This is a genomic window from Gilliamella sp. LMG 34360, assembly GCF_984568995.1.
The window spans coordinates 2,191,590-2,211,968 of the sequence record NZ_OZ474900.1; the positions used below are offsets into that span (position 1 = coordinate 2,191,590).

The following is a 20,379-nucleotide window of genomic DNA, read 5'->3' on the forward strand; positions in this document are numbered from 1 at the left end:
TAATATGAAGTCGTAAGTTTTGGGGGTGATGTGGTAATGCACACATCCTCTTTTTTTATCAATCTAGATAATTAAAAATTGAAGAGCAACTGTTTATCAAGTTGTGGATCGATTAAAGTGACATGAAAACCAATCAAACGCACTCCACGATCATTTCGACGTTCTTGCCAAACTTTATAGGCTTGTTCAATTAAATCCTGTTTATCAAGTTTAGACCAAACATGTTCTTGCGTAGTAAGTTGGAAATCATCAAATTTAAACTTAACACCTTGTCGAGCGATTGACAAATCAGAACGAACTTTACTCAACCGAGTTTTCAGCTCTTCAAATAACGGTTCAAACTGTAATAAACACTCATCCCAAGTATGAATATCGTTAACTAAGGTGCGCTCTACTCCTACCGATTTACGTTGCCTATCATTACAAACTTCACGTTCATCAATGCCTTGACATCGTTCATATAAGACTCGTCCAAATTTACCAAATTGATTAAGTAATTTACTCACATCATAATTAACGACATCCTGACAGGTGATTAGCCCTAATTCAGCTAATTTTTTCTCGGTCACTTTACCCACACCCGGAATTTTTTTAAGTGGTAATTGAGCGATAAAACCTGTAACAGCATCGGGTGTAATCACATATTGCCCATTAGGTTTATTCATATCTGAAGCAATTTTAGCTAAAAATTTAAGTGGGGCTACGCCTGCGGATGCGGTCAATTCAAGTTCTTTATATATCGCTTGGCGGATATCTTGAGCAATTAAAGTGGCAGAACCATGACAAAGCTTACAATCGGTCACATCTAAATAAGCTTCATCCAATGACAAGGTTTCAATTGCTTTAGTATAGCGCTGAAATATTTGATGAATTTGATTAGAAACTTCTTTATAAACAGCATGCCGACTTGGAATGACTTTAAGATTTGGGCACAATTTTAGGGCTTGTGACATCGACATCGCACTATGTACGCCATATTGACGAGCTAAATAATTTGCAGTAGCAACAACACCGCGTTTGCGAGGATCGCCCCCTACTGCTATCGGCAAATTACGATAACGGGGATTATCTCTCATTTCAACTGCGGCATAAAAACAATCCATATCAACATGAATAATTTTTCGCATAAATAACTGTTTCACTGCATTTAAAATATGACTGTATAAATATACAATATCATACCTTAAATGCTGGTGTAAACAGTCTAAAGAGTTACTTCGTTAATTTATCAAAATCAATTAAGCCATTTTTATCATAAGGATCACCAATCCAGCGTTTGCCCTCATAATAATTGGGGTTGACCAAACTTTTTTCTGGCACATATAAGTTATAATTGAGTCCAGCTAAATCAGACCAAGTATGGATCAAATCCTGAGTACTAAATTTTCGATTCACATAATCTTGATAGTGATTAAGGTGAGATCTGATCCAACTCGGTGATTGCCATAACATAAAAGGTATAGTATACATGGTGCGGGTTGGCACCTTTTCATTACGCCCTAAAATATCATGAGGAGCCGTTTGGTAGACATCTTCACCATGATCAGAAAAATACAACATAAAACCATTTTCATGACTGTTTTTAAATAGATTGAATAACGTGGTTGTCACAAAATCATTATAACTTATTGCATTATCATAAGAGTTATATTCATCCACGTTCTCATCATCAATTTTAAATGGGATACTCGCTTTGTCTTTAAATCGATCATATTCTCCATTTTCCGGATAACGGAACTCATATTTCATATGTGTACCGAGCAGATGAATAATGATAAATTTCTTTTCTTCTGGTTCAGCAAGCACTTTCACAAACGGTTCAAAGACCGATTCATCATATTGCCTTGAACTTTGATTACGATCGTTATTCATATAAAACTGTTCATCTGCTTGTTTAGAAAACATCGTCAACATAGTATTTCGTTTCGTCATTGTTTGTTGATTTGTTATCCAATAGATTTTATACCCTGCCTGTTTCATTAAATGTATTAACGAAGGTTGAGTAAGGTAAAGGTCAGGATGTTGTTCATCTGCAAAAGTTAAGGCTTGTTGTAAAACTTCTATGGTATAAGGCCTTGATGACACAACATCATTAAACACTAAAAATTCAGGATTATCCTTTTTAAATTGCTCGATTTGTGGCGTTGTATTACGTGGATATCCATAAATACTCATTCGATTACGTGTAGTTGATTCACCAATAATTAACACCAGTGTTCTGGGAGTATTACCATTGGCATCTTTTAGATTTTCAACGGGAGGTAAAGTATTTAAATGATGCATTATCTCCTCCATATTCAAAAGTTGAGTGCGATAAGCGATATAACTATTAATCAGTTGCCAAGGTACAGTGGTTTCCATTCGACCTAATAGATGTGTTATTGCTTTTTGCAATGAGGAATTTTTGATTGTAACACTAATAACCAGTGGCATAATGGCATAAATGGCAATTAATAATGATGTAACCCATTTGGTTGTGTTTTTAACATAGACAGGTCTTACTTTTCGCCAAAGATAAATACCAATCAAACAATAAATAATCACTATGGCCATTAATTTCGAACTGAAATACTGTTGAATAAACTCATTTGATTCAGTCAAATTCGATTCAGCCATGACAAAAAATACACTTTGAGAAAATTCCTGACGATAAATAATAAAATAACTTATTGAAATCAGTGATAAGCTTCCGACAATCAAACCATAGGCAGTGGCAATTTTTCGAGTCTGATTTGGAAATATTAAAACTGGAATCAACCAAATTAAACTATAGATGATTGAATCACGTAAACCTATCACATTGGCGTGTCCAGAAATGAAGATATAAAGTTGTAAACCACTTGAAAAAAAAGTAAAAAATAAAATAGTAAAGATAAGCGCTAACCAGCTAAACTTTTTGTTTTCTTTTATATTCGTCATGAAAATTTATTTGATATCATAGGTTATGGAAGTGTATAAATTACCCCTCCTACATTAATAAAACCTTAAGTGATAACAATTTTATATTTAGAAATAAATTAGCAGACAATCGTTTTATTTAGGCATTGAAATAAAATCGTTTTAGCTTTTATTTATTGGCAAACCTAATAATTGAGCAATAACCTTATTTTCAGGTTCATTAAGTTGATAAGGAGGATTATTAAATATGATCTTTCCATTATCAACAACTAAACAACGTGAAAAGTTTTCTAAAGACTCATCCAGATAATGTGAAACCATAAGTAACGTTAAATCAAATTCATCACAGATATGATTAACCAACGCTAGCATTTCAAACCGTAAAGCTTGATCTAATGCCGAAAATGGTTCATCCAATAATAAAATAGGACGATGTTGAATTAAACAGCGTGCCAAAGCAACTCGTTGACGCTGTCCCCCTGAAAGTTGATTGGGATAGCGTTCATTAAAGCCCGATAAACCAACTTTAGCCAAAATATCGGCGATATTTTGCTTCTCAAAAGTCGTTAGTTTTAATGACGGTTTAATGCCTAAAGCAATATTTTGCTCAACGGTTAAATGATCGAATAAGTTATTATTTTGAAACAGCATCGAAACTGGGCGCTTACCCGGTAAAGTTTGCGTCATATTTTGATTATTAAGAATGATTTGCCCGGAACTTGGAAAAATAAATCCTGCAATCAAGCTTAATAAGGTACTTTTACCCGCACCACTCGGTCCAACAATGACTACTTTTTCTTGGGCAGCAATTTGCATATTAAAATGCATTTTAAAATCATCATATTGATAATTAATTTGATTAAGTTCGATCATAATCCATCACAATTAATAAACTAAAAGATAAAATTAACAAAAATGCGGCCGTCACGGCACTCTCTTGATAATGATAATGAGCGATTTGTTGATACAAATAATAAGGTAATGTGGTAACGGCTTGCCCGCCAAACAACGCAATAATACCAAAATCCCCCATTGACAATAATGCCGAAAAGGCCAAGCTCAACGTAAAAAGTTTTTTTAATGATTTATATTCAATTAGATAAAAATGCCTAATACCTGCAATGTTTAATGATTGACATAATTGCCAATATCGTGATGTGACATCATACATTGGCACTTCAAGATTTTTTAAGATAAAAGGTAAGGCCATTAGAGCATTGCAAAGCATCATTAAACCACAGACAAACACGGCATTATCAGCATACTGAAATAACAAAATAAACAATCCTGATGCAAGTACCATGCTTGGAATGGTTAATATCAATGACCCCACTAACATTAAACGATTGCTCCATTGTTGCTGATTGCTAATCAATAGACGGCTATTGGTCCAAAGTATTAATAAAGCAAGTAACATAGCCACCACAGCTGAACCAAGGGCAATTATTAACGAATAGATAACCGCTTGCTGAAAAGCCCAATTTAACTGAGACCATTGAAAATAATCAATACCTTCAATCAATAACGTAATTATTGGCAAAAATATATACATTGCGCCCAAAATCACAATAACAGCACTAACCAAACCTATAGTCACAGTGTTGGGTAAACGATATTGGTAGCGAATATACTGCGCACTAAGATCGCGATAATGATTTGTTTTTCGCAGTATCCAAACAAAACTCATACAACAAATAAGCTGTATGATTGCTAACATAACAGCTTGCATCAAATCAAAATCGCGAATCGATTGGTAAATAGCAACTTCAATAGTGGTATACTTTGGCCCACCTCCTAATGCCAACACTACAGCAAAGCTGGTAAAGCAAAGCATAAAAATTAGTCCTGACATAGGTAAAAGCTGCCGACGCAATAATGGCCATTCTACTAATTTAAAATAAGTAAAATGAGAAAAATTAAGCTGAGCAGCCAGTTGCTTTTGTTCAACAGGAACACTCGTTAATGTTTGATAAAACAGACCGCTCGCATAAGGAAAATTCAAAAAAACATGAGCAAATAAAATCCCAACCAGTCCATAAATTGAAGTTGGAAAAGATAAACCTAAATAAGCAAAACACGTAGCAAATAAACCTTGTTGACCATAAACAGATAATAGCCCGGTTACAACAACTAATGTTGGTAATATAAAGGTAACGGGCATTATCCGTATCAGAAAGCTTTTTCCCCAAAAATCGATTATGGATAACGCTTTAGCCATAACAACGGCCAAAAATACCGACAAAAACGTCGATAATATCGCTTGCAAGAAAGTGATCCAAATAATGTGCAATAAATAATTATCAATATAGACCGTTAAATTATCGGACTTAATGGCTATATGACAAAGCGCAAACAATGCAGTGCCTAAAACTGCTATTATCAAACTAGCAGCGCTGATACCTGGCAGTAACGTTTTAAAATTTAACATTGCTTTTTATTATAAAATTAACAATCTTTTTTATTACTGACTAATGGCTGATTGCCATTCTCGTATCCAAGCTTTTTGATTATCAACCACGTTCTCTGCATCAAATTCAAGCGCTTTACTGACTTTATTAATCTGATCAAACGCAGGGGGTAATGGCGTATTTATAATAGGATACATAACATTTTTTTCAGCAAATTGCCGTTGTACCTCGGGTGTTAATAGATATTGTAAAAAGCGACGTGCTAATTGTGGTTGTTGACTATATTTGGTGATACCTGCTATTTCAACTTGACGATAATGGCCCTCATCAAAAATAGCGGCATTATAACGATAATCTTGATCATTAATTATATGTGCAACTGGCGATGTGCTATAACTCAGCACCAAATCAGCTTCACCTTTTAAGAACATACCGTATGCTTCACTCCACCCTTTAGTAACTGTAACAGTATTTTTAGCAATTTTTTGCCATGCAGATACCGCATCCTTACCGTAAATATTTTTTACCCAAAATAGCAATCCTAAACCGGGAGTACTGGTTCTAGGATCTTGATAAATAATTTTCCAATTGGCTTTATTGTCAACTAACTCATGTAATGAGTGGGGAGGATTCTTTATTTTTTCTTTATTATAGATAAAAGCAAAATAACCGAAATCATACGGCATAAAATCTTCATCCCACCAATCAGTGTTAAGATTGTTAGGTTTGGCTATTTGATGAGGTGCCATGATATTAGCCTGTTTAGCTTGTCCTAAAAGATTATTGTCTAAACCTAAAATAACATCAGCATTGGTTTTATTACCCTCAAGGCGAAGCCGATTTAAAATCGACACACCATCGCCTAGCGTTACAATATCAAGTTGGCAATCACACTGTGCTTCAAAGCCCTGTTTAATTGCTTCACCTGGCCCCCACCCGGAAATAAAAGAGCTATAACTATAAACAGTTAAAATAGGTTTTTCATGAATTTTAGCATTGGCAGAAGTTGCTACAAAAAATACAGAAAATAAAAATGACAGTAAGAATTTATTACAAAACATTTTGCCTCCAAAAAAGCGTATAAAAGACAAAAGGTTTGAGCAGACACGATAACTCAAATCCCTCCGCTGGCATGACCCAGTTCAGGTTCGACGAGTTGCATTAGTAAACCTAACACTCTCAGCCCTTAAGGCACCCCGTTGAGAACGATATTAGTTTAGTAGTTAGTTGGAAAATTGTAAATAAAGAAAGTGGTAAGTTATTTTTAAGGTATCATTTTCTGGTAAAAAATCATCAGAAAATCCATTATTTTTAGTTAAATTTAAATCATATCAAACATTAGTAACCAGTAGCTCCTCATCTAGGTATAAAAAAAACTTATGCTTAAAATAAAAATAGTGATTTTTGTAAAAAATATTCAGGAGTCTATACCGTTTCGTCTATTTTATTATTAAATTTATAATAGAATTTATGTGAATAAAATGACTTTTTATTACTGTTTTTATATTCAATCATCATTATCCATTCAAGTTATTTAAGTTCGTTATTATGGTTTGATATTATATTTTTGCTTAATTACAGCTAACTCTTCAAGTGATGTGGCATTAAAGGCTTCCACCATCCATTCTGGCCAACCTTCACCCTCTATTATATCTGTTTTAAATTTTCCTTCTTCATCTGTTTTGTATTCACCATCATCTATATTGGCTGATTTATAATTCACCATAAAACTATTGATCCATTCCCAAACAAAGGTACTACCTGTACCAGCGCGTGCAGGATCTAACATAACATGGTCAATAACTTGATGTGTACCGGGTTGACACACCATTAATACCGTTGAAGTTAAAGCATTGCGTGAAAAATTATGGATAATTACGCCATGCATATCATTCCAATCATACTCTTGTATTCGGCGCTTTTTCGGTTGTAAAAATACTTTTGGGTGCCGTAATACTTTAAAGTTAAAAAAGTAACTTTCATTAACATACACTTTACCCGTCTTACGATTAAATATAATGGGACTTCCAAGGCGTGAAAATGCATTTTGGTAGAATTCAGGAATAATTAGATATAAACCAAAACTACAAGTAATAAAACCAATTATTCCAATTAGTGCCAGTTCATGATCAAATCCAAAAATAAACATAACCATACCAACAATTAGAATATTCATCCCAATAATACCAGCAAAATAAAGGCATGTATAAAAAATTTGTTCATTATGTTCCTTACGAATAAATGCACAATAGTTATCATTGGCAAAAATTAAGCGATCATCATGTAGTGGTAGGCTATAAGGGCCTTTATCTAGATCTCCAAACCAACCTAAGATCTGGGGACGGTATTTTGATGGCATTACTGTTTTATTCCTTATTCCTTTGCGTTCTATTTAAGTTTGTTATTATGGCTTGATATTATATTTTTGTTTAATTGCAGCTAACTCTTCAAGTGATGTAGCATTAAAAGCTTCCACCATCCATTCTGACCACCCTTCACCCTCTATTATATCGGCTTTGAATTTTGCCTCTTCATCTGTTTTGTATTCTCCATCATCTATATCGGCTGATTTATAATTCACCATAAAACTGTTAATCCAACCCCAGACAAACATTCTACCTGTTGCAGCCCGTGCAGGATCTAACATAACATGGTCAATAACCTGATATGTACCGGGTTGACATACCATTAACACCGTTGAAGTTAAAGCATTACGTGAAAAATTATGGATAATTACGCCATGCATATCATTCCAATCATACTCTTGTATGCGGCGTTTTTTCGGTTGTAAAAATACTTTTGGGTGCCGTAGTACTTTAAAGTTAAAAAAGTAACTTTCATTAACATACACTTTACCCGTCTTACGATTAAATATAATGGGACTTCCAAGGCGTGAAAATGCATTTTGATAGAATTCAGGAATAGCTAGATATAAACCAAAACAGCAAGTAACAAAACAGACTATAACAACTAGATCAACAAACTCTATTTTAGAGTTATCATGGAGAACCGCTAGCCAAAGGCATCCAATGATAATTCCATTTGCCAAAATAATTGAGATAAAATAAAGACAAGTATAAAAAAGTTGGTCATTATGATCCTGGCGAATAAACGCACAATAGTTATCATTAGCAAAAATTAAACGACGGTCATGCAGTGGTACGCTATGAGGACCTTTATCTAGGTCGCCAAACCAACCAAAGATCTGGGGGCGGTATTTTGAGGGCATTACTATTTTATTCCTTATCCTTATTCCTTTGCGTACTATTTAAGTTCGTTATTATGGCTTGATATTATATTTTTGTTTAATTGCAGCTAACTCTTCAAGTGATGTAGCATTAAAGGCTTCCACCATCCATTCTGGCCAACCCTCACCCTCTATCATATCTGTTTTAAATTTTGCTTCTTCATCCGTCTTGTATTCGCCATCATCTATATTGGCTGATTTATAATTCACCATAAAACTATTGATCCATTCCCAAACAAAGGTACTACCTGTACCAGCGCGTGCAGGATCTAACATAACATGGTCAATAACTTGATGTGTACCGGGTTGACACACCATTAACACCGTTGAGGTTAAAGCATTGCGTGAAAAATTATGGATAATTACGCCATGCATATCATTCCAATCATACTCTTTTATGCGGCGTTTTTTCGGTTGTAAAAATACTTTTGGGTGCCGTAATACTTTAAAATTAAAAAAGTAACTTTCATTAACATACACTTTACCCGTCTTACGATTAAATATAATGGGACTTCCAAGGCGTGAAAATGCATTTTGGTAGAATTCAGGAATAATTAGATATAAACCAAAACTACAAGTAATAAAACCAATTATTCCAATCAGTGCCAGTTCATGATCAAATCCAAAAATAAATATAACCATACCTACAATTAATATACTCAACAAAATAATCGCAACAAAATAGAGACATGTATAAAAAATCTGATCATTATGCTCCTGACGAATAAAGGCACAATAGTTATTATTCGCATAAATTAACCGACTATCATGCAATGATAGGCTATAAGGGCCTTTATCTAGGTCGCCAAACCAACCAAAGATCTGGGGACGGTATTTTGAGGGCATTATTGTTTGATTCCTTATTCCTTTGCGTTCAATTTAAGTTCGTTATTATGGCTTGATATTATATTTTTGCTTAATTGCAGCTAACTCTTCAAGTGAAGTAGCATTAAAAGCTTCCACCATCCATTCTGGCCAACCTTCTCCCTCTATTATATCTGTTTTAAATTTTGCTTCTTCATCCGTCTTGTATTCGCCATCATCTATATCGGCTGATTCATAATTCACCATAAAACTGTTAATCCAACACCAAACATGCAGACTACCTGCTCCGGGTTGAGCCGGATCTAACATAACATGGTCAATAACCTGATGTGTACCGGGTTGACATACCATTAACACCGTTGAAGTTAAAGCATTACGTGAAAAATTATGGATAATTACACCATGCATATCATTCCAATCATACTCTTGTATGCGGCGTTTTTTCGGTTGTAAAAATACTTTTGGGTGCCGTAGTACTTTAAAGTTAAAAAAGTAACTTTCATTAACATAGACTTTACCCGTCTTACGATTAAATATAATGGGACTTCCAAGGCGTGAAAATGCATTTTGGTAGAATTCAGGAATAATTAGATATAAACCAAAACTACAAGTAATAAAACCAATTATTCCAATTAGTGCCAGTTCATGATCAAATCCAAAAATAAACATAACCATACCAACAATTAGAATATTCATCCCAATAATACCAGCAAAATAAAGGCATGTATAAAAAATTTGTTCATTATGTTCCTTACGAATAAATGCACAATAGTTATCATTGGCAAAAATTAAGCGATCATCATGTAGTGGTAGGCTATAAGGACCTTTATCTAGGTCGCCAAACCAACCTAAGATCTGGGGACGGTATTTTGACGGCATTACAGTTTTATTCCTTATTCCTTTGGGTTCTATTTAAGTTCGTTATTATGGTTTGATATTATATTTATGTTTAATGGCAGCTAACTCTTCAAGTGATGTAGCATTAAAGGCTTCCACCATCCATTCTGGCCAACCTTCACCCTCTATCATATCCTCTTTGAATTTTGCTTCTTCATCTGTTTTGTATTCGCCGTCATCTATATCGGCTGATTCATAATTCACCATAAAACTGTTAATCCAACACCAAACATGAAAACTACCTGCTCCGGGTTGAGCCGGATCTAACATAACATGGTCAATAACCTGATGTGTGCCGGGTTCACAAACCATTAATACCGTTGAAATTAAAGCATTACGTGAAAAATTATGGATAATTACACCATGCATATCATTCCAATCATACTCTTGTATGCGACGTTTTTTCGGTTGCAAAAATACTTTTGGGTGCCGTAATATTTTAAAGTTAAAAAAGTAACTTTCATTAACATACACTTTACCCGTCTTACGATTAAATATTATGGGACTACCAAGACAGGAAAATGCATTTTGGTAGAATTCAGGAATTGCATAATTTAAAGCAAAAAGGCTAGTAAAAAAACAGGCTATAACAACCAGATCAACAAACTCTATTTTAGAATTATCATGTAGAACCGCTAGCCAAAGACATCCTATGATAGTTCCAATCAACAAAATAATGGCAATAAAAAAGATACAAGTATAAAAAATCTGATCACTATGTTCCTTACGAATAAATGCACAATAGTTATCATTGGCATAAATTAAACGACGGTCATGCAGTGGTAGGCTATAAGGACCTTTATCTAGGTCGCCAAACCAACCTAAAATCTGGGGGCGGTATTTTGAGGGCATTACTGTTTTATTCCTTATTCCTTTGGGTTCTATTTAAGTTCGTTATTATGGTTTGATATTATATTTATGTTTAATGGCAGCTAACTCTTCAAGTGATGTAGCATTAAAGGCTTCCACCATCCATTCAGGCCAACCCTCACCCTCTATCATATCTGTTTTAAATTTTGCTTCTTCATCTGTTTTGTATTCGCCATCATCTATATCGGCTGATTCATAATTCACCATAAAACTGTTAATCCAACACCAAACATGAAAACTACCTGCTCCGGGTTGAGCCGGATCTAACATAACATGGTCAATAACCTGATGTGTACCGGGTTGACATACCATTAATACCGTTGAAGTTAAAGCATTACGTGAAAAATTATGGATAATTACGCCATGCATATCATTCCAATCATACTCTTGTATACGGCGCTTTTTCGGTTGTAAAAATACTTTTGGGTGCCGTAATACTTTAAAGTTGAAAAAGTAATTTTCGTTAACATACACTTTACCTGTCTTGCGATTAAATATGATGGGATTACCAAGACGGGAAAATGCATTGTAATAAAATTCGGGAATTGCAAGATATAAAACAAAACAACAAGTAATAAATCCAATTATTCCAACAATTGTTAATTTATCTCCGATTTCGGAATCATTAAATCCAAAAATACAAAAAGGAAAACCTATAATTAGTATAATTCCTAAAATAATTCCAACAAAATAGATACAAGTATAAAAAATTTGGTCATTGTGATCCTGACGAATAAAAGCACAATAGTTATCATTAGCATAAATTAAGCGATCATCATGCAGTGGTAGGCTATAAGGACCTTTATCTAGGTCACCAAACCAACCAACGATCTGGGGGCGGTATTTTGAGGGCATTATTGTTCTCCTTTCTAATATTAATCATCGTAAAATTTATTACTGTCTCGGTTAATTATCAATGGGATTTCGTTACAATCTGTGGTATCAGTGTAGATATTGATTTGATAACTTTTTACCAGATCACAAGCGAATGTGCCTGCTACCCATGTGATTACCGTTAAGTCACTCTTTGGCTGGTTAGGGGTTGAACTTTTCAATTCGACTTTTTCAATATCTTCAAAATTGGATTGCCATATCGCTTTACGGTTTATAATCGTTTTAAAGCTTTTACTTTCATAACGTTCAACAAAATAACTTTTTTGGGTAGTAACATAGTCTCTAATTTTTAAAGTTTCTTTATCTTTATCTTCATTTGAGTGAATTAGGATATTGTCATTTGGTACAGAGTGCTTATTTATCTTGGTGGAGTTGATATTAAAGTTGAATTCAATAAAATCGGCATTGCTTTGGTCATTTTTGCCAAATAAACGAACTGATGCCCGCAAAGATTTGTTGGAACTAGATGTGTAATCTAGGTATTGCAAATAAAAATAGATATGTCTATGATATAGCTTCATTCCATTATATAAACTTGGTTTTTTAAACATGATAAATGTATCAATGCCTGAGATTGCAACCAAGTAATCATTAACCGAATGACCAAAACCAACAAAGGAGTTTTGTTCTTCGTGATAGGCATCATACCCTAAAAAGTCAAACTCTTTTTGCACTCCAAAATAACAGCGGTTTAGCCAGTGATCGATAGGGGTAAAATTGTCATATTTTTTACTTATAGCAATTAGATATATACCAGCTAATAATAATAAAACTCCTCCGCCGATAACTAAACTTGAAGTAGATAATAAAAATATTGCCCCAAAACCTAAGGATAAAGAACCAATCAATCTAGCCACAAAATAACTTTTATCTTCCATATTCCACATGCCGAAAGCACTTTTTAATTCACCTAACGCTTCCAGTACAGTTATAAAGGCAAAAGCTCCTGCGATGCATTTGGAGATCATTTTATTTGTTTTCAACATATTTTTAATTTCGGGTACTAATGCTTTGGCAGCGGTTGAGCGCATGGCTTTTAACAATTGCATTTCCAGTTTTATGTTTTGATATATGGCAACAGTATCCACACTAAGTAACGCTAATGAGCTTAAGTCGATGGCTAGTTGAAGTTGTTTTTGTTTTTGGGTTTTACCCTCTTCAATTTTTTCCAATGCTTTAATGTCATCTAAAATATTTAGCATGGTGATAACACCCATTACCGCATTAACAGTGTAGTTAAGTTTGCCGGCTCTCGCATTTTGCTTAGTGATTTCTACTTGTTTATATTTTGCTTTACGACGCTCAATCTCAACTACTTTGTTTTCTTCTTGATTCATCGCTTCAGTTTCTTTTTTTATTTCATATTCACGAGTTTTATCATCTCTTTTATTTTGGTTTGATTGGTGAATCGCTTCATCATTGGAAGCTTTCTGCCGATTGGTGATGTCAATTTTGCCTTCTAAAACAGCTTGCCGATTGACTAAAGTGACATATTTAGGCATTTTTGTTGCTAAAAAATTCTTAAAATCATTTGGATTGACAATCTCTTTATTTTTCAAAAAACCTACAACTAAGCCTTTACTTACTTCATCAGGAAAACAAAGCGTAAATTTAAGCGTATGGGTTGTTGGTTTTTTTACACCAACATCATATTTTGCATCTGTCACATCAAATTTTTCTAAAAAAGCAATTTCTGGACCGGTCAAACTGTTTTCGCGGAAAAGCGCCCCTTGTAATTGAGTCAATAATGCATAAACTTGTCGAATCTTTTCCGGCCTAACTTTTTTGGTAAACTCAACTGGATAGGCACCAATGTCACCTAAGTAAGCAAGCGAATCAAGCTGTTTTAAACGAGGCTCAATAGGTTGGAATTGTTTATGTGTTCTTAAGACTGAATATTTTTTTAATGCTTGTTGATGCAGGTATCGATTTTTTCCTACATCTGTCATTACACTGTTTCCCTCTACCATCTCGGCTAGTTGGTGGTTGATGGATGCTAAATGCTCGTTTAATTGTTTGAGTTCTTTAATTTTTTGATCTCTTATTTTTTGTAGCTTTGCATGCTCTTGTGGATTATATTTTCGATTGTTGTTTAACTCTTCTTGTTTAGCGTTGATCTCTTGCCGTTTTTTTTCAATATCAAGTTCAACACGCTCTTTCGCTTTTTGCAGTTCTTTTTCTTTGTCGGTTTGAGTATTTTGAGTCTTTTCTGCCTGATAAGTGTTATAAGCTAAAACCAACCCCGTTGATCTACTGATTACATCACGCCATTTTAGTAATGTATTATTATCTAAATTGACAAATGCTGGCGCATCAAGATTAATCCCCTGATTATTCTGATGTTCAATTACATAAAAAATACTATTATGGTTACTCAGTAATTCGTCCCAAAGGGCGTTATCTTCATCAAGACGGACTTCCGCATGGGGAGAATCAAGCAGGATTTGCAAAACTTCTTTTATATAGCTTAGAGCTCTGATACTGGTAGAAAAATCAAATTCTTGTTGCCAAAAAGGCGCTTGATTGAACGTTGTTTGCTTTATTTTACTGTATTTTGAAACAAATTGTGCATTACCAAATAACCAACGCACATAAGTAAAATAGTCTTGCGACCATTCTTGATAATATTTTTCAATATCAGCAAAAGCGGTTTCTAATTCACCTTTGAAAGAATCAATTTTTTTATTATCAAGCTGTTCGTTTATTTTTTTTATTTTTTCGGCTTTCTCTGATTCGGCTTTTGCAATGTCATTTTGAGCTTTATCTAAAAAATCATTACCTGAATCATGTGCAGCGTCAATATCTTTTATATAGTCATACCATTCTTGTAACCGGGCAATTTCAGTGTCGTAAGCATTTTCAACTGAAGTACGGTAGTTCTCAATAAGCTGTAGGATAGTACGTTTTTTAAACATATCCGGCTGATAATACTTAAACCGTTTTTTTAAAATAGGATTAACACTTTTATACAGTTGTTCACCACGTTTTTGATAAACCTGTGTTGCATCTTTTAGAGAAACGACATCACATTGTTGGTCATTCAGATCACTTTTTTGGTTATTCTTATTGTCTTCTTGATTGGTAAAAATATGCAGTTGTGATAATCGTTGGGAGTTGAGTTCTTGAGCAATGCCAAATGTATCTTCTAATACAACACCACAAGATATCGGTTTATCCCCGCTATATAGTTGACTGGCATGTATAGCATATTTTTGTTTCTGACTTTTTAAACTTATAAAAGGATGTACCGATTCAAAATTATTAAGACCTTGCTCACCAAAACGAAACTCCAATACTTTGCTGTCGTCATTATTAGATTCTTGATAATTACTTCCAAAAATATCTTTGAATGGTACCGAACGATGACCTGTTGCTTCGGCCGGTGAGTTTTTAAATTGTTTTATATTAATTTTTGTAAAACGGGATAATATGTTGCTATCTTGTTGCTTTAAATAATCATTGATTGTTTTTTCGCTCCAAGGTTGCGAAGTGTAAGCCACCCATGCATAAGTATAATGTTCTTCAAGATTAATAAATGATGCTGGAATGGTATGACAGGCATTTTTGCATGCTTTTGATATCGGTCTTGGCTGGGTATTGGTCAATTCATAAAGTTTTTTTAATCTAAGTGCCCCTTCAATACATTCATAGGCATGAAATATTCGGCTATTAATATCATCATCAAGTTGATGCATAACGTAGACATAACCGTCACGCAAAGTACGAAGTACATAGCTATAATACTCTAATTCTATTTCTGGTTTGCGATTGTTAAAATCTAAGGTTTTAGTGTAATCGGCTAATTCTTGATAAATGGGGTCAATGCTTTTAGTTAACGAAGATTGGGTTTTTATAACTGCTTGACGCAGTAAAAATACCGGAATTCCGACTCGACCACAAGCAAGGCAATTTCCTTTTGCTTCGTTTTGATTTTCTTTAGCAATGTTTTCTGTTTTTTTCATCTTACACTCTATTATTCTTGTTTTATCTGTTTTTGCTATTCTTTATCAGAAAGTAATTAGCTTTCAAAATTAATATTGGCGTTAATAACATGTTTTGAGAATGTGCCTGGTTCTTGTTGCGCTTTCCTAATTTGCTCAAATATTTGCGGATGTTCAGTAAAAACTTGATGATACCTTAATCCGTTCAGTCCCCAAAATAAGATATCGGTAGCATGGGTTAAGCCTAATTGATAAGCCTGTTCAACCAGTTGTGTTGATTGCGAAATCACATTTTCATTAAGCGGTAAATTTTTTTGTTCATCAAATTGTGACCGGTTATTCGACCATGCATTAACAAGCGTTCGAATCATCCTGAAATTTTTTAAGCGTTGACAGTAATTTGAACTCCAACTGATTGGCGTTTCGAGTGTGTTATCAGCAGTGAAACGCATAAATTTGCCACTATCAATGGATGGATAATAGTAGTTTTCAATTTGAGAAAATTGCGCTTTTAGCCATGCATTGTCTTCTTTTGAACCCACTTCGTGTAAAAATTGCATTCGAAAAGGTTCAAAGAAAGGGTAATAAGGTTGTCGCAATGTTTGTGCGATGTTATTACCAATCTTGATCAGTTGTTTTGCCAGTACCGACGGTTTGAGATCAGAGATAATATAAGCACAAATATAACGTTTAGACCATAAACATTCAATTTTGGCTTGTTGGCTGATTTCATCAAGCATCGAATCGGCATAAAATTCATTTGGTTCAGCAAGTTTAATCAGTGTCGGGCATATACTTTGATCATAATCCAAATCTGTACGTAATACTTGCGTCAATTTTTTTTCGCCAAAGGGTTTATCTTCACCAAATAGATCTAATAATGAATCGCGTGATAATGGACTTAATGAATTAAGTACCACTAAATTATCTACTAATAAATAGCGATATTTATTAAAGTTATCTTGATTGTTTAATTCAGTTAGCATTATTAATCCGTTTCTGCACAGTGTTTAACATTCAGCTCACTTGATTTTAATGTTATCGTTCTGTTTTGAGTTGCTGGCCCCATCTTGTTCATCGCATTGCATTTCAAGTAAACGTTATTATTTGTACCCAGTTCAATCCCCGCACCGCTGATTTTTACGTATGAACCACCACATATTAAGGTGATTTCTTTTGCTGCTGACCAATCAACACTGCCATCTACACTGTCTATTTTAATATCTTGTTTGGCAGCCATATTCAGGTTGGCATTTTGTGCCTGCACCTCAACATCACCCTGATTGGCAAAGACTTTCATTCCTGATTTATGAGCAAACAGACCGATGGATTCACCGGATGAGACGGTAATGTTTTTTAACGCATTGATGTCAGTCTGGTTTTCACTGGTCACTGAAACACTATTCGACGTTGACAGTTGGATGTTTTCCGGGCTGGTTAAAGCAATGCCCTCTTGTGCATAAGCAATAATGCCACTTTGGGCTAATTGGGTTAATGTCGCTTTAAGTTGCTCTTGACTGTCGGTGTCCGCACCATGGGCTTCAGATGAGGTTGCTGCATTTTGCAGTGCTTTAGCAATTGATAACGCATTTTCAAGCTGGGTAATGGCACCTTGCATATCAAGCTGTTTACCCTGTGCCTTAGGCTCGGTCTGACTGGTCAGGTATAAGCCTTTATTGGCAGCAATTGCCCCCCACTCATCGGTGCGCAGTTCAAATCCCTCACCGCGCTGCTCTTTATTTTGGTCAACTAAATGCCCGATGTTAAGCTGGGTTTTACCGTATTCGGTCGCTAACTTGATGTGCTCTTGTCCGCGCTTATCATCCATCCGCAGTTTGTTGTTAGCAGGAGTACGAATTACATTACGGTGTTTGTTTATGGCGGTCACATGGTCAGGATGTTGACTGTCATGCATCGCATGTGCGATATAAGGTCGGTCCGGATTACCGTTAGTAAACGCTACCGCAACTTCTGTGCCGTCAATCAGTGGAAAGTGAAAACCATAGGTACTGCCCGCATACGGTTTAGCCAGTCTTAACCATAAGCTCTCTTCACCGTTTCGCCACTCTTTTAAATCAAAGTTAAATTTAACCCGATAGCGACCTTGTGTATCAATATAACCATAGGTGTCATTATTCGGACTGGTTACCCGTGCCGGTAAAGTACCGTCAATAGTCGGAAAAGGAATCGGCTCCGGGCGGTAAGGTTTTAATGGCTGGTAAGGTATAGCAGTAAAACTCAGTTCATAAGCCTCACTGCGGTTTCCCTGTCCTTGCACCGTTAATATCATTACCCCCTCATCTATTCCGGCAATCGTACTGCCTTTGATGCGGATATGTTGACCCGGGGCTAAATTGGCCTGATTACTTTTACCCCGGATAACAATTTGACGGCTAATAGCGTGTTCATGGCGAATGCGGGCATACCATTCTCCACTTTCAACACCATTACTCGCATTACCAGAATGAGTGCTAATATCACTGCTATTATCGTTATTATTGCCATTACTGTCGTCGGTATCAATATCACCACTGTTTTCATCATCATTGCCATCATTATTATTGTTGGTGTCACTATCAATTCCATTATTGCTGTCACCATTGCTATTTAACCCTTTATAGTGTTCATCATAACGGTAATCGGTGCCGTAAGTGGTGTTATCTTTCTGTTGGCTGTTAACTTCACCGAGTAAATTCGCCTGCGCATCTCGGTAGTTATAATCTTGTACTTGTACCGAAGATTCCACCATCTGACTGTGTAAGGTTATATCCCAGACACTTTCAACGCCGTTATCCAGTGTGCCGCTCGGTTGTTTATACACAATATCAGCCACCTGCTGATAACCTTGCTCATAATCACTGATGACCATCACATCACAGTTGTGTTCACCATGGGTTTCAAACCGGAAATAGACCCCCACATCAGCAAGCAGTCTTTGAATAAACTCAAGGTCACTCTCCTGCCACTGGGTGATAAATTCACGTTCAGGATATTGCTCTTTAAGTGCTAAACTATAATCAATCCCGGTATAACCATGACCACGCAAGACCTCTTCAACCACACTAATAACGCTTTGATTCTGAAAAATAGCACAGTTATGACTTAATGCCAGTTTGGCTAATTGCGAGGACAAGACAACCTGATAACGGGCCTCATCGTTACTGACTGATAATTGGCTGAACTGGGTTATCACACCATAAAGAGTGCGTGAGCCACCCTGAGATAATAGTGAATTTAACGGATTAAGCGGATTAAATTGGGTTAAAGAATTAAGCGAATCAAGTGGATTAGATTGTTTTAATGCATCTAATGGATTAGAAGAGGTTAAGGAATTAAGTGCATCAAGTCCTTGAGTTGCAAAGTCACTTAAACTACTAGAATTAGCAGGATTAAAACTCAAACGGGCATTTTGGTTAAGAAAGGATTCAACAGAAAGTTGTTTATCCGAGCTGGTGAAAGTAATCGTATAGTGCCAAGGCTGGTTAAGTTGCTCATTACCCTCAACCTGTAAGATTGAAATCTCAGCAGGCAACCCGTCCATATTTAATGTATAGCGATTGTGACCCGCGCCATTAACCAAACCATTCTTTAAACCACGACTTAAACCATTGCCTAATTGATTCACCAGATTGGTTAATCCTTTATTCATGTTATCCTCTTTTTGATACTTCATGATTACTGAAAATATTTTGTTATTGTTATAACTAATTTTTTGCATTGTTTTTTGATTGTTAGGATAATTTACAATTATCACACAAACCTTTTGATAAGTTCAGATCAAAAACAATCTAAAAAAGAGGTATAAAATACCTTTTTTTACGCAATTTGCAATATTTTTTTAAAGTTTTTATAAATTTAATTTTAATAGATAACTTACTGATATCACTAATAAATCATCAGAATATAAATAACAATTTTTCACCTAAACACTATCAAAAAAGGGAGGGTAACAAAATCTGAATTTTGGAAATTTATTTTGACTGTTTTACAAATAAATTTACATTAAGTATTTATAGCTAACATAAGATTTCTTTAAGAAATTTATAATTTTGTTGTACGAAAACTAATTTATTTATCAAATATTAGCTTTAATTTTCGATTAATTTACATTTAATGCTAAATATTTAACTAAAAAATCTTATAACTGCCCTATAAATTACATGAACATTAGGTATTAATGGATTAGCTATCAATTTCAATATTTTGAAATTTTTTTAACGATTTCTTATCAGATCAAATTTGACAAAATATCTTTAAAAATTTTATTATTTAACCACTTTCTCCTTATATGCGTCATCCCTTGCATATGATCCTCTGGTGTTTATCATCAGAGGAATTTTTCTTTCTAATCACCTCATTTAATAAAGTTTCTTATTATTACTTAACAACTTGTTACTAT

At 34.8% G+C, this 20,379-nt stretch carries 14 protein-coding genes and 1 riboswitch; all 14 genes read right to left on the reverse strand.

Annotated elements, in window-relative coordinates; translation table 11 throughout:
* Positions 1–71 precede the first annotated feature (71 nt).
* The gene (gene dinB, locus AC5LW9_RS09890; protein ID WP_493455808.1) at positions 72–1,127 is read right to left on the reverse strand and encodes a DNA polymerase IV; all 1,056 of its coding nucleotides are present in this window, start codon (positions 1,125–1,127) and stop codon (positions 72–74) included.
* A gap of 85 nt (positions 1,128–1,212) precedes the next feature.
* Positions 1,213–2,925 carry a phosphoethanolamine transferase CptA gene (cptA, locus tag AC5LW9_RS09895; protein ID WP_493456617.1) on the reverse strand — a complete coding sequence of 571 codons (1,713 nt, stop codon included), beginning with the start codon at positions 2,923–2,925 and terminating at the stop codon, positions 1,213–1,215.
* Between the two features lie 135 nt (positions 2,926–3,060).
* Positions 3,061–3,771 carry a thiamine ABC transporter ATP-binding protein ThiQ gene (gene thiQ, locus AC5LW9_RS09900; RefSeq protein ID WP_493455809.1) on the reverse strand — a complete coding sequence of 237 codons (711 nt, stop codon included), beginning with the start codon at positions 3,769–3,771 and terminating at the stop codon, positions 3,061–3,063.
* A complete protein-coding gene (gene thiP, locus AC5LW9_RS09905; RefSeq protein ID WP_493455810.1) occupies positions 3,758–5,326 on the reverse strand; it encodes a thiamine/thiamine pyrophosphate ABC transporter permease in 1,569 nt (522 codons plus the stop codon). Before thiP ends, thiQ begins: the two co-directional genes overlap by 14 nt.
* Positions 5,327–5,359: 33 nt before the next feature.
* Positions 5,360–6,367 (reverse strand): thiamine ABC transporter substrate binding subunit, encoded by a 1,008-nt coding sequence (gene thiB / locus AC5LW9_RS09910; RefSeq protein ID WP_493455811.1) that lies wholly within the window; start codon positions 6,365–6,367, stop codon positions 5,360–5,362.
* Positions 6,368–6,407: 40 nt separating this feature from the next.
* A riboswitch (TPP riboswitch) is annotated at positions 6,408–6,515 on the reverse strand.
* A gap of 337 nt (positions 6,516–6,852) precedes the next feature.
* Entirely contained in the window at positions 6,853–7,665 is an 813-nt protein-coding gene (locus tag AC5LW9_RS09915; protein WP_493455812.1) for a DUF6708 domain-containing protein, read from the reverse strand.
* Positions 7,666–7,710: 45 nt separating this feature from the next.
* Positions 7,711–8,535, reverse strand: a complete 825-nt coding sequence (locus AC5LW9_RS09920) for a DUF6708 domain-containing protein (protein ID WP_493455813.1) — start codon at positions 8,533–8,535, stop codon at positions 7,711–7,713.
* 51 nt (positions 8,536–8,586) lie between these two features.
* A complete protein-coding gene (locus tag AC5LW9_RS09925; RefSeq protein ID WP_493455814.1) occupies positions 8,587–9,399 on the reverse strand; it encodes a DUF6708 domain-containing protein in 813 nt (270 codons plus the stop codon).
* 45 nt (positions 9,400–9,444) lie between these two features.
* Positions 9,445–10,257, reverse strand: a complete 813-nt coding sequence (locus AC5LW9_RS09930; RefSeq protein ID WP_493455815.1) for a DUF6708 domain-containing protein — start codon at positions 10,255–10,257, stop codon at positions 9,445–9,447.
* Positions 10,258–10,302: 45 nt separating this feature from the next.
* Positions 10,303–11,127, reverse strand: coding sequence for a DUF6708 domain-containing protein (locus tag AC5LW9_RS09935; protein ID WP_493455816.1), 825 nt, complete (start codon positions 11,125–11,127; stop codon positions 10,303–10,305).
* A gap of 45 nt (positions 11,128–11,172) precedes the next feature.
* Complete coding sequence (locus AC5LW9_RS09940) at positions 11,173–12,000, reverse strand: DUF6708 domain-containing protein (protein WP_493455817.1); 828 nt, start codon at positions 11,998–12,000, stop codon at positions 11,173–11,175.
* Between the two features lie 20 nt (positions 12,001–12,020).
* Positions 12,021–16,001 carry a toxin VasX gene (locus tag AC5LW9_RS09945; RefSeq protein ID WP_493455818.1) on the reverse strand — a complete coding sequence of 1,327 codons (3,981 nt, stop codon included), beginning with the start codon at positions 15,999–16,001 and terminating at the stop codon, positions 12,021–12,023.
* A 56-nt stretch (positions 16,002–16,057) separates the two neighbouring features.
* Positions 16,058–16,966 carry a hypothetical protein gene (locus AC5LW9_RS09950; RefSeq protein ID WP_334323901.1) on the reverse strand — a complete coding sequence of 303 codons (909 nt, stop codon included), beginning with the start codon at positions 16,964–16,966 and terminating at the stop codon, positions 16,058–16,060.
* A gap of 2 nt (positions 16,967–16,968) precedes the next feature.
* Positions 16,969–19,629 (reverse strand): type VI secretion system Vgr family protein, encoded by a 2,661-nt coding sequence (locus tag AC5LW9_RS09955; RefSeq protein WP_493455819.1) that lies wholly within the window; start codon positions 19,627–19,629, stop codon positions 16,969–16,971.
* Positions 19,630–20,379: the final 750 nt, after the last annotated feature.

Bases quoted from the DNA above. Each gene is read 5' to 3' on its own strand.
- dinB (WP_493455808.1), bottom strand. From the start codon at position 1,127: ATGCGAAAAATTATTCATGTTGATATGGATTGTTTTTATGCCGCAGTT.
- thiQ (WP_493455809.1), bottom strand. From the start codon at position 3,771: ATGATCGAACTTAATCAAATTAATTATCAATATGATGATTTTAAAATG.
- thiP (WP_493455810.1), bottom strand. From the start codon at position 5,326: ATGTTAAATTTTAAAACGTTACTGCCAGGTATCAGCGCTGCTAGTTTG.
- thiB (WP_493455811.1), bottom strand. From the start codon at position 6,367: ATGTTTTGTAATAAATTCTTACTGTCATTTTTATTTTCTGTATTTTTT.
- AC5LW9_RS09915 (WP_493455812.1), bottom strand. From the start codon at position 7,665: ATGCCATCAAAATACCGTCCCCAGATCTTAGGTTGGTTTGGAGATCTA.
- AC5LW9_RS09920 (WP_493455813.1), bottom strand. From the start codon at position 8,535: ATGCCCTCAAAATACCGCCCCCAGATCTTTGGTTGGTTTGGCGACCTA.
- AC5LW9_RS09925 (WP_493455814.1), bottom strand. From the start codon at position 9,399: ATGCCCTCAAAATACCGTCCCCAGATCTTTGGTTGGTTTGGCGACCTA.
- AC5LW9_RS09930 (WP_493455815.1), bottom strand. From the start codon at position 10,257: ATGCCGTCAAAATACCGTCCCCAGATCTTAGGTTGGTTTGGCGACCTA.
- AC5LW9_RS09935 (WP_493455816.1), bottom strand. From the start codon at position 11,127: ATGCCCTCAAAATACCGCCCCCAGATTTTAGGTTGGTTTGGCGACCTA.
- AC5LW9_RS09940 (WP_493455817.1), bottom strand. From the start codon at position 12,000: ATGCCCTCAAAATACCGCCCCCAGATCGTTGGTTGGTTTGGTGACCTA.
- AC5LW9_RS09945 (WP_493455818.1), bottom strand. From the start codon at position 16,001: ATGAAAAAAACAGAAAACATTGCTAAAGAAAATCAAAACGAAGCAAAA.
- AC5LW9_RS09950 (WP_334323901.1), bottom strand. From the start codon at position 16,966: ATGCTAACTGAATTAAACAATCAAGATAACTTTAATAAATATCGCTAT.
- AC5LW9_RS09955 (WP_493455819.1), bottom strand. From the start codon at position 19,629: ATGAATAAAGGATTAACCAATCTGGTGAATCAATTAGGCAATGGTTTA.